The 14,099-nt window shown below is 70.8% G+C and carries 14 protein-coding genes; 5 read left to right on the top strand and 9 right to left on the bottom strand.

All coding sequences use genetic code 11. From position 1 onward, the window contains the following. The first annotated feature begins 43 nt into the window (after positions 1-43). Positions 44-796 (top strand): alpha/beta hydrolase, encoded by a 753-nt coding sequence (locus OG746_RS09510; protein WP_266713400.1) that lies wholly within the window; start codon positions 44-46, stop codon positions 794-796. 74 nt (positions 797-870) lie between these two features. Here OG746_RS09510 and OG746_RS09505 read toward each other — a convergent pair whose 3' ends face one another. Next, the gene (locus tag OG746_RS09505) at positions 871-1,848 is read right to left on the bottom strand and encodes a LysR family transcriptional regulator (RefSeq protein WP_266713398.1); all 978 of its coding nucleotides are present in this window, start codon (positions 1,846-1,848) and stop codon (positions 871-873) included. Positions 1,849-1,911: 63 nt separating this feature from the next. Between OG746_RS09505 and OG746_RS09500 the strand changes: the two genes are divergently transcribed. Next, complete coding sequence (locus tag OG746_RS09500; protein ID WP_266713396.1) at positions 1,912-3,228, top strand: MFS transporter; 1,317 nt, start codon at positions 1,912-1,914, stop codon at positions 3,226-3,228. 186 nt (positions 3,229-3,414) lie between these two features. Beyond that, positions 3,415-4,392 (top strand): sigma-70 family RNA polymerase sigma factor, encoded by a 978-nt coding sequence (locus OG746_RS09495; RefSeq protein WP_266713394.1) that lies wholly within the window; start codon positions 3,415-3,417, stop codon positions 4,390-4,392. On the opposite strand, the gene OG746_RS09490 is transcribed toward OG746_RS09495, so the two are convergent. Continuing rightward, positions 4,303-4,713 carry an STAS domain-containing protein gene (locus OG746_RS09490; RefSeq protein WP_266713392.1) on the bottom strand — a complete coding sequence of 137 codons (411 nt, stop codon included), beginning with the start codon at positions 4,711-4,713 and terminating at the stop codon, positions 4,303-4,305. The two genes, OG746_RS09495 and OG746_RS09490, sit on opposite strands and share 90 nt — an antisense overlap. Before the next feature lie 130 nt (positions 4,714-4,843). Between OG746_RS09490 and OG746_RS09485 the strand changes: the two genes are divergently transcribed. Further along, positions 4,844-5,776, top strand: a complete 933-nt coding sequence (locus OG746_RS09485) for an AEC family transporter (RefSeq protein WP_266713390.1) — start codon at positions 4,844-4,846, stop codon at positions 5,774-5,776. Between the two features lie 73 nt (positions 5,777-5,849). Here OG746_RS09485 and OG746_RS09480 read toward each other — a convergent pair whose 3' ends face one another. Continuing rightward, entirely contained in the window at positions 5,850-7,127 is a 1,278-nt protein-coding gene (locus OG746_RS09480; protein WP_266713388.1) for a thymidine phosphorylase, read from the bottom strand. A gap of 155 nt (positions 7,128-7,282) precedes the next feature. Here OG746_RS09480 and OG746_RS09475 point away from each other — a divergent pair, with 155 nt between their 5' ends. Continuing rightward, positions 7,283-7,978 carry a DNA alkylation repair protein gene (locus OG746_RS09475; RefSeq protein ID WP_266713386.1) on the top strand — a complete coding sequence of 232 codons (696 nt, stop codon included), beginning with the start codon at positions 7,283-7,285 and terminating at the stop codon, positions 7,976-7,978. 200 nt (positions 7,979-8,178) lie between these two features. Here OG746_RS09475 and OG746_RS09470 read toward each other — a convergent pair whose 3' ends face one another. From OG746_RS09470 to OG746_RS09445, 6 genes are all read right to left on the bottom strand, one after another. Further along, positions 8,179-9,054: an RNA polymerase sigma-70 factor gene (locus OG746_RS09470; protein ID WP_266713384.1), complete on the bottom strand. Its 876-nt coding sequence runs from the start codon at positions 9,052-9,054 to the stop codon at positions 8,179-8,181. Then, positions 9,054-9,605 carry a carboxymuconolactone decarboxylase family protein gene (locus tag OG746_RS09465; RefSeq protein ID WP_266713382.1) on the bottom strand — a complete coding sequence of 184 codons (552 nt, stop codon included), beginning with the start codon at positions 9,603-9,605 and terminating at the stop codon, positions 9,054-9,056. Before OG746_RS09465 ends, OG746_RS09470 begins: the two co-directional genes overlap by 1 nt. Positions 9,606-9,731: 126 nt before the next feature. Then, entirely contained in the window at positions 9,732-10,118 is a 387-nt protein-coding gene (locus OG746_RS09460) for a cytidine deaminase (RefSeq protein ID WP_266713380.1), read from the bottom strand. After that, on the bottom strand, positions 10,115-11,380 hold the full coding sequence (locus OG746_RS09455; protein ID WP_266713378.1) for an ABC transporter permease: 1,266 nt from the start codon (positions 11,378-11,380) through the stop codon (positions 10,115-10,117). The genes OG746_RS09460 and OG746_RS09455 overlap by 4 nt, the downstream gene beginning before the upstream one ends. Then, the gene (locus tag OG746_RS09450) at positions 11,377-12,504 is read right to left on the bottom strand and encodes an ABC transporter permease (RefSeq protein ID WP_266718815.1); all 1,128 of its coding nucleotides are present in this window, start codon (positions 12,502-12,504) and stop codon (positions 11,377-11,379) included. Before OG746_RS09450 ends, OG746_RS09455 begins: the two co-directional genes overlap by 4 nt. Positions 12,505-12,509: 5 nt before the next feature. Then, a complete protein-coding gene (locus tag OG746_RS09445; RefSeq protein ID WP_266718813.1) occupies positions 12,510-14,093 on the bottom strand; it encodes an ABC transporter ATP-binding protein in 1,584 nt (527 codons plus the stop codon). Positions 14,094-14,099 lie beyond the last annotated feature (6 nt).

Genomic DNA, 14,099 nt, shown 5'->3' with positions numbered 1-14,099 from the left:
CGTCGAGCGGCGTCGGGCGGCGGGCTTCTGACACTGTGCTGTCATGCAGCAGCGAGCGACGCAGGGCCGCGAGGCGCGGCTTGCCAGGGCGGCCGGGCCGGTGCCGGGAGCGGTGGGCGGTGTGGTGCTGCTGCTCCCCGCGGGCGAGGAGACGTCGACCCGCAGACCCTCGACGATGGACCGGGCGGCGCTGCGCCCGCTCGCCCGCCGCCTCACGCGCGCGGGGCGGGACGCGGGCCTGGTCACGCATGTCGTGCAGTACCGGTGCCGCGGCTGGAACGAGACGCAGGCCGAACTCGCGCGCGACGCCCGGTGGGCCGCCGACGAGGTCGTGCGCCGCTACGGGGACGTACCGATCTGCCTCGCAGGCCTCGACATGGGCGGCCGCGCGGCGCTGCACGCGGGCGGCCACGAAGCGGTCAACTCCGTGCTGGCGCTCGCCCCTTGGCTGCCGGAGGACGATGTGGCGGCGCCGCTCGAACCGGTCAAGCAGCTCGCGGGCCGCCGGGTCCTCATCGTGCACGGCACCGACGACCGGCGCACGGACCCGGAGTTGTCCTTCCGGCTCGCGGGCCGCGCGAAGAAGGCGAACCGCGACGTGTGCCGGTTCGAGGTGCACTCGGACGGGCACAACCTGGCGCAGCACCGCTTCGAAGTCGCCTCCCTGGCGGTCGACTTCGTGCTGGGCACGCTGTTCGGGACGCCGTTCTCGCGTCCGCTCCAGGACGCGTTCGCGGCGCCGCCGCCGTTGGGGTTGCGGATGCCGTTGGCGGCGGGGTTCGGGCGAACGCTCTGAGTGTGGGCCCGGGCCGGGGTTGCGGGGCTCTGCCCCGGACCCCGCGCCTCAATCGCCGGCGGGGCTGGAAATGCTCAGTCGTCGGCAGGGCTTGATGTGTGCTCCGGGAGGAGCTTGCCCCTACGGGACAGCAGGAATCGCTTGAAGGCCGCTACGGGAGGGGTGTCCGGGTGGCCGTCCAGCCACGCGACGCCGATCTCCCGTACGGCCCGCTGCCCGGTGACCGCCAGCTCCACAACTCCCGGGCGCGGCACGGTCGGTGGCGGCAGGAGCGCGACCCCGAGCCCCGCCGCGACGAAGCCGCGCAGCGTCTCCGCCTCCTCGCCCTCGAACGCGATCCGCGGCGTGAACCCGGCCTCGGCGCACAGGTCGTCGCAGATGCGGCGCAGCCCGTAGCCCGGTTCGAGGGTGACGAAGGTTTCCTCCGCGGCCTCCTGAAGGCGGATGCGCTTGCGGGAGGCGAGGCGGTGGTGGTCCGGGACGACGAGGCGCAGGCGCTGCTCGTCGAGGCGGCGCGCGACCAGGCCCGGCGCGTCCGGGACGGGCGAGGTGAGGCACAGGTCGAGCTCGCCCGCGCGCAGCCGCTCCAGCATCGCCTCTCCGTAGTTCTGCACGAGGCTGAAGCGGATGCGGGGATGCTCGGCGCGGAAGGCGCGGATCAGGCCCGGCACCGTCTCCGTACCCATGGTGTGCAGGAAGCCGAAGGCGACCTTGCCGGACTCGGGGTCGGCGTCGGCGCGCACCGACTCGACCGCCTTCTCGATCTCGCCGAGCGCGCGCTCCACCGAGCCGAGGAAGGTGCGTCCTGCGGGCGTGAGCGACACCGTGCGGCCGTGGCGGGCGAACAGTTCGACGCCCAGGTCCCGTTCGAGGCGGACCAGGGCGCGGGAGAGCGTGGACTGCGGCACGTTCATCTCCTGCGCCGCGCGCGTGACGTGCTCGGTGCGGGCGGCCCCGGCGAAGTGGGCGAGGCGCGGGGCGAGGAGCGTCACGATGTCTTCCGTGTCACTCATCCCGGACAAGCGCGGCCCCGACCTCTGCTCATGCTGCATGGGAACGATTATGGCCTCTTCATGCATTGGACGCATGAACGCAGGTGAGCCTACGTTCAGGGCATGTCACCTGCCAGTAGCCCGGCGGCCGTCTCCACCGACGCGGTCGCCACCTCTGCCGCCCCCGCTCCTCTTGACGACGACGCCGCGAACACCGACACCCGGTTGACGCCCGGCGGCCCCGGCTACCGCCGGATGAGCTTCGCCCTGTTCCTCGCCGGAGTCGCCACCTTCGCGCTCCTCTACTCGACGCAGGCCCTGCTCCCCCTCATCTCCGACGGCTACGGCGCGAGCGCGAGCGCGGCGGCCTGGACGGTGTCCGCGTCGACCTTCGCGCTCGCGGTGTGCGTGCTGCCGCTGAGCGCGCTGTCCGAGCGGTTCGGGCGGCGCACGGTGATGACCGCCTCGCTGACGGTGGCGGTCGCGGTGGGGCTCCTGGTCCCCTTCGCGCCCTCGCTCGGCGCGCTGATCACGTTGCGCGCGCTGCAGGGCGCAGCCCTCGCGGGGCTGCCCGCGTCCGCGATGGCGTATCTCGCGGAGGAGGTACGGCCGAAGGCGCTGGTCGCGGCCATCGGACTGTTCGTCGCAGGCAACTCCATCGGTGGCATGAGCGGCCGGATCATCGGCGGCTGGATCGCGCAGGCCTGGGGCTGGCGGGTGGCCGTCGGGGTGATCGGTGTGATCGCGGTGGCGTGCGCCGTCGCGTTCCGGATGCTGCTGCCGGCGCCGCGCCACTTCACGCCGGGCTCACTGCGCCCGCGCGCCCTTGCCGCCACGGTCGGCAGCCACCTCGCGAACCCGCTGCTGCGCCGCCTGTACCTGATCGGCGCGCTGTTCATGATGGTGTTCGGCGGGGTCTACACGGTGATCGGCTACCGGCTGTCGGCGGCTCCGTTCTCCCTTCCGCAGGGTGTGGTCGGGTCCATCTTCATCGTCTATCTGGTGGGGACCGCCTCCTCGGCCGCGGCGGGGCGGCTCGTCACGCGGCTCGGCCGGCGCGGCACGCTGTACCTGGCGGCGGGCACGACGATGGCGGGGCTGCTGCTGGCCCTCGTGCCGAACATCGTCCTCGTGCTGCTCGGGCTCGTGCTGATCACGGCGGGCTTCTTCGCGGGCCACGCGACGGCCTCGTCGTCCGTCAGCCACACCGCGACGCACGGGCGGGCGCAGGCCTCCGCGCTCTACCAGACCATGTACTACGTCGGGTCCAGCGTCGGCTCGGCCGTCGGCGCCGTCGCCTTCCACGCGGCGGGCTGGTCGGGAACCGTGGGCCTCGGCTTCCTCGCGGTGCTCGGGGTCGTGGCGATCACGGTGTGGGGCACGTACGCGGCCCGGTCCGCGCGGCACCGGACGGGTGGCGGCGCGATCGCGGCGCAGTGACACCTGCCGTGGCGCACTGACACCTGCCGTGGCTGCCCGCACACGCGCGGCGACCTGAACAACTGCCTCCGGCGTTCCAATAACGGCCTCTTGACCTGGGCTTTTTCCCGGTCGGGGGGCCGTTGTCAGTGGGCTGCGGTAGCTTTCGTCGTGCTGGAACTCACAGCGGCGATGGGGGCGTTGGACATGAGTGACACCGCGACACAGGCCGGGCTCGAAGACCTGGAGAAACACCGGGTCGAGCTGACCGGGTACTGCTATCGGATGCTGGGCTCGGCGTTCGAGGCCGAGGACGCCGTGCAGGACACGATGGTGCGGGCCTGGCGCAGCTTCGACAAGTTCGAGGGCCGCTCGAGCCTGCGCTCCTGGCTCTACCGCATCGCGACGAACGTGTGCCTGGACTCGCTGAACGCGGGGAACAAGCGGGCGCGCCCGATGGACCTGACGGCGGCGGCGCCGCTCGCCCAGGTCGCGCTCAATCCCCGCCCCGACAATGTGTGGCTCGAGCCCATTCCGGACGCCCGCGTGCTGCCGACGGTGCACGATCCGGCGGAGGCGGCCGTGGCGCGGGAGTCGGTGCGGCTCGCGTTCGTCGCCGCGTTGCAGCAGCTGCCGCCGAAGCAGCGGGCGGTGCTGATCCTGCGCGAGGTCCTGGCGTGGAAGGCGCAGGAGGTCGCGACCCTGCTCGACACGTCGGTGGCGTCGGTGAACAGCGCGCTGCAGCGGGCGCGGGCGACGCTGGCGGACGCCCCGCCGGCGGACTCCGCGACGTCCGATCCGCTCGACGAGGAGCAGCAGAAGCTCCTGGAGCGCTACATCGCGGCGTTCGAGGGCTACGACATGAAGGCGCTCACCGCGCTGCTCGCCGAGGACGCCATCATGACGATGCCGCCGTTCGACCTGTGGCTGCGCGGCCCCGAGGACATCACGGGCTTCATGACCACGATCGGCGCGTCCTGCGCGGGTTCGCGCCTGCTGCCGGTGGTGTCGAACGGGACGCCGGCGTTCGCCCACTACAAGCCGGATCCGGACAAGGGGGGCTTCGCGCCCTGGGCGATCCAGGTCATCGAGTTCTCAGCGGGGCGGATCTCGGGGTACCACTGCTTCCTGGACACGCAGCGCTGGTTCCCGTTGTTCGGCGTCCCGGACCATCTCGACGCCTGACCCTTCGCCGGCCTGCGCTCCCAGCGCCTCGGCCATCCCGGCGAGTTCGAGGAGCACGGCGAGGCCCGCGGGCGGGTCGCGGAGCAGCATCCGTGACCCGGCGCGGCGGGCGGCGAGCTGCATCCGGGCGAGCGCGTCGAGGGTCGTGAGGTCGGCGGTGGTCACACCGGAGACGTCGCAGACGACGGTCGGCGCGTCACCCGGCGCTCCGGCACGGGCGGCATGGAGGCGCTCGCACAGCCGGGGTGCGTCACCGGAGCGGATCGGCCCGGCGAGCATCACGACGGGCGAGGACTCGGGAAAGAGCGAGGAAGCAGCCACGTACGAATGACCGCGCGGCGGTGCGGAATTCATCGGTCCTGTGCGCAGAAGGGCACGTGGGCTGGATCACGTTGATTCGGATAGTGGATCAACGTTGACCGGCGATCCGTATCCGACGGAGTCTTGACGTGTGCAGGGGGTACTCAACGGTTTCGCGGTCATCGCGATCGTCATCGCGGTCGGCTACGTCATCGGACGGCGCGGCTATCTGGGTGCCAATGGCCGGGAGGTCCTCAACAAGCTGGCGTTCCATGTGGCGTCGCCCGCGCTCCTGTTCACCATGCTGGCCAAGGCCGACCTGGCGGTGATCCTGTCGCCGAGCCTGCTGGTCACGGCGCTCTCCACGGCGGCGGCGGCCGGGATCTTCATCACGGTGGGCGTCCTGCGCGGCTGGGGGACGGGCCGCACCACGATCGGCGCGCTGTGCTCGTCGTTGGTGAACTCCGGGAACCTGGGCATCCCGATCGCTGTGTACGTCCTCGGTGACGCCTCGCTCGTCGCCCCGGTCCTCCTCTTCCAGCAGCTCGTCGTGACGCCGATCGCGCTGACGGTGCTCGACCTGTCGGAGGCGTCGTCCGGTACGGCGCGGCTGACGTGGGGCCAGCGGCTGCTCACGCCGTTCCGGAACCCGGTCGCGATCGGTTCGCTCTCGGGCGTGCTGGTGTCGGCCACGGGGATCACGGTCCCCTCCCCGATCTTCGACCCGCTGGAACTCATCGCGAACATGTCGGTGCCGGGGATCCTGATCGCGTTCGGCATATCACTGTGCGGGAGTTCCTGGCCGGGCGGCCGGAGCGCGGACCGGGTGCCGGTGCTGCTGTCGACGGCGCTGAAGGCGGTGGGCCAGCCGGTGGTGGCGTGGGCGCTGGCGTCCTTCGTGTTCGGCCTGCACGGGGCGCGGCTCCTCGACGTCGTGGTGACGTCGGCGCTTCCGGCGGCGCAGAACATCTTCACGTACTCGAGCCGTTACCGGGTGGGTGAGCGCTTGGCGCGGGAGTCGATCCTGTTGTCGACGATGGTGTCGGTGCCGGCGCTGGTGGTCGTGGCGGCGTTGCTGGGGTGACCGGTGCGGCGTCGGGTCCGGTCCTACGTCAGGTCCGGTCCGGCGTCCGGGTCGGCCACCCCAAGGGGGGCTGTCAGCCGATCCGTTCCAGGACGATCGGCCGTGTCGTGAACTCCGTACCGGCGGGCGCGATGTCGTAGGCGCCCTCCAACGCTTCGACCGCGTACGGGATGCGTTCGGGAGTGTCCGTGTGCAGGGTCATGAGGATCTGGCCGGCGAAGACCGCGTCGCCGGGCTTGGCGTGCAGTTCCACGCCTGCCGCCGCCTGCACCGGGTCCTCCTTGCGGGAGCGCCCCGCGCCGAGGCGCCAGGCGGCGAGGCCCACGCCCATCGCGTCGAGCCGGGTGAGCACGCCGGACTCCCCCGCCGTCACCACGTGCGTCTCGCGGGCCGTCGGCAGTGCCGCGTCCGGGTCGCCGCCCTGCGCCGCGATCATCCGCCGCCACGCGTCCATCGCGCGGCCGTCGGCGAGCGCCTTTGCCGGATCGGCGTCCTTCAGGCCCGCCGCGTCGAGCATCTCGCGGGCGAGGGCGAGGGTCAGCTCGACGACGTCGTCGGGGCCGCCGCCCGCCAACACCTCGACGGATTCCCGGACTTCGAGCGCGTTGCCCGCGGTCAGGCCGAGCGGGGTGTTCATGTCGGTGACGAGCGCGACGGTCGGCAGTCCGTGGTCCGTGCCCAACCCGACCATGGTGCGGGCGAGTTCGCGGGCTGCGTCGATCTCCTTCATAAAGGCCCCGGAGCCCACCTTCACGTCCAGGACCAGGGAGCCCGTGCCCTCCGCGATCTTCTTCGACATGATCGAGGACGCGATGAGCGGGATGCACTCGACGGTGGCCGTGACGTCGCGGAGTGCGTAGAGCTTCTTGTCCGCGGGGGCGAGGCCGCTGCCCGGCGCGCAGACGACCGCGCCGACGTCCTCCAGGGTGCGCATCATCTCGTCGTTGGTGATGTTCGCGCGCCAGCCGGGGATCGCCTCCAGCTTGTCGAGCGTGCCGCCGGTGTGGCCGAGGCCGCGCCCCGACAGCTGCGGCACGGCCGCGCCGCAGGCCGCGACGAGGGGGGCGAGCGGCAGCGTGATCTTGTCCCCGACGCCACCCGTGGAGTGCTTGTCGGCGGCGGGCCTCGGCAGCACCGAGAAGTCCATCCGCTCCCCGGAGTTGATCATCGCGGCGGTCCACCGGGCGATCTCCGCGCGGTCCATCCCGTTCAGGAAGATCGCCATGGCGAGGGCCGACATCTGCTCGTCGGCGACGTCGCCCCGGGTGTACGCGTCGACGACCCAGTCGATCTGCGCGTCCGAGAGCCGCCCGCGGTCTCGCTTCGTACGGATGACGGAGATGACGTCCATGGCAAATCCTCCAACGGTTCAGCACAGCGTGACGGGCCCCGTCACGCTCCACGGCACGGCGGCGACTCTACGCGCATAGACGTCTCTCGTGAAGTGCCCGGCGGACGTCGGTCCCCGTACCGTGGAACCCCACCCGTGACGGACAGGAGACCGTGGTGCCCGAGACCGGGTCGGCGACGACCGTGAAGACAGTGCGTGAGCTTCTCGACGAGTTGGCGGGGCTCGAGGACCCGAAGGTGCAGGCCGTCAACGAGCGGCACGGTGACGACCACGGCGTGAATCTGAGCAAGCTGCGGGCGATCGCCAAGCGCCTCAAGACCCAGCAGGAGCTCGCGGTCGGGCTCTGGGCGACGGGCGACACGGCGGCGCGGCTCCTCGCGCTCCTCGTCTGCCGGCCGAAGGCGTTCGAGGAGAGCGAGCTGGACGCGATGATGCGGGACGCGCGTGCGCCGAAGGTGCAGGACTGGCTGGTCAATTACGTGGTGAAGAAGAGCCCGCATGCCGAGGCGCTGCGGGTGGTCTGGCTCGGCGACAAGGACCCCGTGGTCGCGGGCGCGGGGTGGGCGCTTACGGCGGACCGTGTGGTGAAGAAGCCGGAGGGGCTTGATCTGGCGGGGTTGCTCGACGTCGTCGAGGCGGAGATGCGGGGTGCGCCGGATCGGCTTCAGTGGGCGATGAACACGTGTCTTGCGCAGATCGGGATCGTGCATCCCGAGTACCGGGCGCGGGCGGTTGCGATCGGTGAGCGGCTCGGTGTGCTCAAGGACTATCCGACGTCGGCGGGGTGTACGTCGCCGTATGCGCCGGTGTGGATTGCGGAGATGGTGCGGAGGCGGGGGCGGGAGTCCTGATGCGGTGGGCCGTTCCTCCGGTCGCGGGGCTCTGCCCCGGACCCCGCGCCTCAATCGCCGGCGGGGCTTGAAGTGCTCATCCGGCGCCGGGGCTGATTTTGCCGCACCGGCGTTACGGACACGGGGCTCCGCCCCGGACCCCGCTGCTCAATCGCCGCAGGGGCTGAAAATGCCCACCCAGCGCCGAGGCTTGATGGTGCCTACCGGGACAAGTTCGCCTCCTCGTCGATTCTCGTCAGCTTGGCCGGGTTGCGGACCACGTAGATGTGCGTGATCCGGGCGTCCTTCACCACGACGCTCACCGCCGCCGGGGCTCCGTCGAATTCGATGCGGGCCGAGGGGGCGGCGTTGAACCAGGCCGGGGCCGCCGTCAGTTCCGTCACCTTGGCCTGGGCCGATGCCAGGAGCTTGGCCACCACGTCGACGCCGATCAGCGGAGCGAGCGCCGCGGCCACGCGACCGCCGCCGTCGGCGATCATCACCACGTCCGGGGCCATGACGTCCATCAGGCCTTGCAGGTTTCCCGTGCGCAGGGCCTCCAAGAAGCGTTCCACCACCGCCTGTTGCTCCGTGCGCGCCACCTTTATGCGTGGCTGGCGCGCCGCCACGTGGTCGCGGGCCCGGCGTGCGATCTGGCGCACGGCGGCCGGGGATTTGCCGACGGCCTCGGCGATCTCCCCGTACGGGACGTCGAAGACCTCGCGGAGGACGAAGACCGCCCGTTCCGTCGGGCCGAGGGTCTCCAGGACCGTGAGGAGGGCGATGGACACGCTCTCCGCGAGTTCGACGTCGTCCGCGACGTCGGGGCTGGTCAGGAGGGGTTCCGGGAGCCATTGGCCGACGTAGTCCTCGCGGCGGCGTGACAGCGTCCGTAGGCGGTTGAGGGACTGGCGGGTGACGATCCGGACGAGGTACGCGCGCGGGTCGCGCACCTCGGTCCGGTCCGCTTCGGCCCACCGCAGCCAGGACTCCTGCAGCACGTCCTCCGCGTCGGCCGCCGAGCCGAGCATCTCGTAGGCGACCGTGAAGAGCAGGCTGCGGTGGGTGACGAAGGGGTCCGACGACGACTCGGCCATTACGCGCGGGCCTCCAGGGGGATTTCGCAGGCCTCCGAGAAGCCCTGCGAGCTGATGCCGTGCGCCGTGTTGCCGCGCGTCGAGAAGTTCACGAAGGCGATGTACGTGGTGAGTTCGACCATCGCCGCCGGGCCCATCCGGTCGAGCAGGCCCGCGTACAGCTCGTCGGTGACGGTCGGCGGGGTGTTCGTCATGGCCTCCGCGTACTCCATCACGTCCCGCTCCAGCGGTGTGAAGACTTCGGACTCGCGCCAGCGCGGGACCTGGCTCGCCTTCTTCAGGTCCAGCTTCTCGTTCTGCGCCTGGAAGTAGCCCACGTCGAGGCACCAGCTGCAGCCGACCTGCGCCGCGACCGCCATGTGCGCGAACGACTTGAGGCTCTCGTCGGCCGCGTCCCACTGGGCGACCTGGCGGCCGAGGCCGAGGCCGTCCTGCGCGACCTTCGGGTTGTGCCAGAGCACTTCGGCGGGCTCCATCACCGCGCCGAGCTGGTCGATCATGCCCTGCTTGAGCTCGTCGGGAAGTTCCGCCTTCGCGATACGGAGTGCCATGGTGTCCATCCTTCGAAGCGTCTCCGGCCGGGCTCCTCCCGGCCGTTCGACATGAAGACACCGACGGGCCCGCGCGTGTGACATCCAGATCCAGATGGACATCCGCGCGGGCCCCGGCCCACCCCGTCAGCTCAGGTGCTCCGGGCCGAACGCCTCCGGCAGCATCTCCCCCAGCGTCCGCACCCCCGCCCCCGTCTCCATCAGCAGCTCCCGGCCCCCGAACTCGTACAGCAGCTGGCGGCAGCGGCCGCACGGCATCAGCAGTTCGCCCTTGCCGTCCACGCACGTGAAGTGGGTGAGTCGGCCGCCGCCCGTCGCCACGAGGTGCGAGACCAGGCCGCACTCCGCGCACAGGCCGAGGCCGTAACTGGCGTTCTCGACGTTGCAGCCGGTGACGGTGCGGCCGTCGTCGACGAGGGCGGCCGCGCCGACCGGGAAGCCGGAGTACGGGGCGTAGGCCCGGGACATCGCCTCGCGCGCCGCCTGTCTCAGGTCCTCCCAGTCAGCACTCACGCGCCCTGGCCCTTCCGGTACGGCTGGCCGTTCGCCCTCGGCATCCGCAGCCGCTGGGCCGAGAAGGAGAGGACCAGCAGCGTGGCGATGTACGGGACAGCGGTCACGAGCTGCTGCGGGACATCGTCGGTGGTCGCGTACCAGGTTGCCGCACCGGCGGCCGCCACGGCGCAGATGACACCGGCGACGTACCTCTTCTTGACCAGCGTCCAGATCGCGGCGATGACCAGGAGCATCGCCACGAGCAGCAGCAGCGCGTGCACGTTCTCCGTGCCGCCGCGCAGCCGGAGGCTGTCCGTGTAGCCGAACAGGCCCGCGCCGAGGGCGAGTCCGCCCGGCATCCAGTTTCCGAAGATCATCGCGGCGAGGCCGATGTAACCCTTACCGGCCGTCTGGCCCTCCAAGTAGAAGGGGTTCGCGACGATCGACAGGAACGCGCCGCCGAGGCCCGCGAGGCCGCCCGAGATGATGACCGCCAGGTACTTGTACTTGATCACGTTGACGCCGAGGGACTCGGCCGCGACCGGGTTCTCGCCGCAGGAGCGCAGGCGCAGGCCGAACGACGTGCGCCACAGCGCCCACCACGTGAACGGGATCAGGGCGACCGCGATGATCGTCAGCGGCGACAGGTCGGTGACCAGGCCGCCGAGCAGGCCCGCGATGTCCGAGATCAGGAACCAGTGCTTCTCGTTCAGGGTCGTCAGCCAGTCGGACAGCCCTGGGACGCTGAACGTGCCGAGCGAGTCGACCGGCGGGGACTGCTTGGTCGTACCGCCCTCGACGCCCTCGAACGTGAAGTTGGAGAGGTAGCGCGTCACGCCGAGCGCGAGGATGTTGATGGCCACACCGGACACGATGTGGTTGACGTTGAAGGTGACCGTGACGGCCGCGTGCAGCAGGCCGCCGAGCGCGCCGCCGATGATGCCGACGCACACGCCGACCCACGGGCCCCACTGGTAGCCCGCCCAGGCGCCGAACCAGGTGCCCAGGATCAGCATGCCTTCGAGGCCGATGTTGACCACGCCCGCGCGCTCGGACCACAGGCCGCCGAGGCCCGCGAGGCCGATGGGGACGGCGAGTTGGAGGGCCGTGGCCATCTGGCTGACGTTGGTGATGCCGTCGGCGCCCGTGATCAGGCGGACCAGGGAGGTCAGGATCAGGACACCCGCCACCCCGATCATCAGGACCGGCAGTGAGAGCTTGCGGCGGCCGCCCGGTGCGGGCTGCGACGCGGCCTTCTTGTCGACGAGGACCGTGCTCATCGGGCAGCCACCTCCTTCTCCGTGTCGTTGTTGTTGCCCGGGGCCGCGGCCACGGCGAGTTCGATGCCGACCCTGCGCTGCTGGCGCCGCTGGCCCCAGACGCGTACGGCCTCGTAGGAGACCACCACGGCGATCGTGATGATGCCCTGCATGATCACCGCGATCTCCTTGTCGTAGCCCTGCAGGTCGAGTTCTTGCGAGGCCTTCTCCAGCCAGGAGATCAACAAGGCCGCGAACGCGATCCCCACCGGCGAGTTACGACCCAGCAGCGCGATCGTGATGCCCTGGAAGCCGATCGTCGTCGGGAAGGTCAGCGAGTACGTGTGGGTGTCGCCGAGGAGCAGGGGCAGGCCCGCGAGGCCGGCCAGCGCGCCGGACACCAGCATCGCCGTCAGGACCATGCGCTTGGCGTCGACGCCGGAGGCTGCCGCCGCCGACTCCGATGCGCCCGTCGCGCGCAGGTCGAAGCCGAAGCGGGTGCGGTTCAGGACGAACCAGTACGCGACACCGAGCAGCGCGGCGATGACCACGAAGCCGTAGACCTCGCCCGCGTCCCCCATGTTGATGCCGGGGAACCAGCCGGACTCGTGCATCACGCCGGTCGTCTTGTTGTTGCCGACCTGCACGCCGAAGACGCTGGGCAGGTAGAGATAGCCGATGACGCTGGACGCGATGGAGTTCAGCATGATCGTCGCGACGACCTCGCTGACGCCGCGCGTCACCTTCAACAGGCCCGCGATGCCCGCCCACATGGCGCCGGTGAGCATCGCGACGAGGATCAGCAGCGGGACCTGCGCGAAGCCCGGCAGCGCCACCTTCGCGCCGACGATCGCGGCCACGACCGCGGCGAGCCGGTACTGGCCGTCCACACCGATGTTGAAGAGGTTCATGCGGAAGCCGATGGCGACCGCGAGCGCGGCGAGGTAGTACATGCCGGCCTGGTTGATGATCAGGACCTGCACGTCCGAGAACGTCGCCTGCTCGAACATGATGCTGTACGGCTCGATCGGGGACTTGCCCGAGGCGAGCAGCACCACCGAGGTGAGGACGACGGCGATGACCAGGGCGATGACCGGGCCCGCGACGCCGAGGAGCAGCCGCTCCTTGTCGAACTTGTTCTTCATGGCCATCAGGACTCGTCCTCCGGCTGCCGGGCCGCCGGAATCTCGGCGCCTTCTTCTTCTACGTGTTCCAGGTGTCCCGAGGCCGCGCCCGTCATGGCCGAACCCAGCTCCTCGGGCGTGATCGTGGCCGGGTCGGCGTCGGCGACGAGCCGGCCCCTGTACATCACGCGCAGGGTGTCGGACAGGCCGATCAGCTCGTCCAGGTCGGCGGAGATCAGCAGGACGGCGAGGCCCTCGCGGCGGGCCTCGCGGATCTGGTCCCAGATCTGGGCCTGCGCGCCGACGTCGACGCCGCGCGTGGGGTGGGCGGCGATGAGGAAGCGCGGCTTGTGGCTCATCTCCCGTCCCACGATGAGCTTTTGCTGGTTGCCGCCGGACAGGGACGCCGCCGTGACGTCGATGCCGGGGGTGCGGACGTCGTACTCCTCGACGATGCGGCGGGTGTCGGCCTGCGCCGCCTTGATGTCGATGAGGATGCCGCGCGCGTTGGGCTTCTCGGTGACGTGGCCGAGGATCCGGTTCTCCCAGAGCGAGGACTCCAGGAGCAGTCCGTGGCGGTGGCGGTCCTCGGGGATGTAGCCGATGCCCTGTTCGCGGCGCTTGCGGGTGACCCAGGAGGTGATCTCCGTACCGGCCAGCGCGATGGTCCCCGAGTCCGCGTGCTTGAGGCCGATGAGCGCGTCGATCAGCTCGGTCTGGCCGTTGCCCTCGACGCCCGCGAGGCCGAGGACCTCGCCCGCGTGGATCGTGAACGAGATGTCGTCGAGGAGCGGCCGGCCGCCCTCCGCGTCGAGGCGCAGCCCGCTCACCTCGATGACGGCGCGGTCCGTGACGGTCGACTCGGCGGTCTCCGGCGTGGGCAGTTCGGAGCCGACCATCAGCTCGGCGAGCTGCTTCGACGTGGTCTCGGCGGGGACGGCGGTGCCGACCGTCGTGCCGCGCCGGATGACGGTGATCTCGTCGGCCACGGAGAGGACTTCGCCGAGTTTGTGCGAGATGAAGATGACGGAGAGGCCCTCGGCCTTGAGCTCGCGCAGGTTGTCGAAGAGCGCGTCGACCTCCTGCGGCACGAGTACGGCGGTCGGCTCGTCGAGGATCAGAGTCGTGGCGCCCCGGTACAGCACCTTGAGGATCTCGACGCGCTGCCTGTCGGCGACACCGAGGTCTTCCAGGAGGACGTCGGGGCGTACGCCCAGGCCGTAACGCTCGGATATCTCAAGGATCTTGCGGCGGGCCCGCGCCCCGATCCCGTACAGCTTCTCGCTGCCGAGCACGACGTTTTCGAGCACGGTGAGGTTGTCGGCGAGCATGAAGTGCTGGTGCACCATGCCGATGCCGCGTGCGATGGCGTCGGCGGGCGAGGAGTACGTGACGGCGGTGCCGTCGATGGCGATGGTGCCCTCGTCCGGCTTCTGCATGCCGTAGAGGATCTTCATCAGCGTCGACTTGCCCGCACCGTTCTCACCCACGAGGGCGTGCACGGTGCCCTTGTTCACGGTGAGATGGATGTCGTGGTTGGCGACGACGCCGGGGAAGCGTTTGGTGATGCCGGCCAGTTCGACGGCCGGCGGGCTCTGGGACGCGTTGATGGCGCA

The organism is Streptomyces sp. NBC_01016, from assembly GCF_026341035.1.
GTDB lineage: Bacteria > Actinomycetota > Actinomycetes > Streptomycetales > Streptomycetaceae > Streptomyces.
The sequence above is the reverse complement of the archived record's forward strand: the minus strand, read 5'-3'. Positions and strand labels throughout refer to the sequence as shown.

Excerpts from the sequence above, each read along its gene's own strand:
- OG746_RS09505 (WP_266713398.1), bottom strand. The coding sequence starts at position 1,848 with ATGCAGCATGAGCAGAGGTCGGGGCCGCGCTTGTCCGGGATGAGTGAC.
- OG746_RS09500 (WP_266713396.1), top strand. The coding sequence starts at position 1,912 with ATGTCACCTGCCAGTAGCCCGGCGGCCGTCTCCACCGACGCGGTCGCC.
- OG746_RS09450 (WP_266718815.1), bottom strand. The coding sequence starts at position 12,504 with ATGAAGAACAAGTTCGACAAGGAGCGGCTGCTCCTCGGCGTCGCGGGC.
- OG746_RS09480 (WP_266713388.1), bottom strand. The coding sequence starts at position 7,127 with ATGGACGTCATCTCCGTCATCCGTACGAAGCGAGACCGCGGGCGGCTC.
- OG746_RS09465 (WP_266713382.1), bottom strand. The coding sequence starts at position 9,605 with ATGGCACTCCGTATCGCGAAGGCGGAACTTCCCGACGAGCTCAAGCAG.
- OG746_RS09510 (WP_266713400.1), top strand. The coding sequence starts at position 44 with ATGCAGCAGCGAGCGACGCAGGGCCGCGAGGCGCGGCTTGCCAGGGCG.
- OG746_RS09470 (WP_266713384.1), bottom strand. The coding sequence starts at position 9,054 with ATGGCCGAGTCGTCGTCGGACCCCTTCGTCACCCACCGCAGCCTGCTC.
- OG746_RS09455 (WP_266713378.1), bottom strand. The coding sequence starts at position 11,380 with ATGAGCACGGTCCTCGTCGACAAGAAGGCCGCGTCGCAGCCCGCACCG.
- OG746_RS09495 (WP_266713394.1), top strand. The coding sequence starts at position 3,415 with ATGAGTGACACCGCGACACAGGCCGGGCTCGAAGACCTGGAGAAACAC.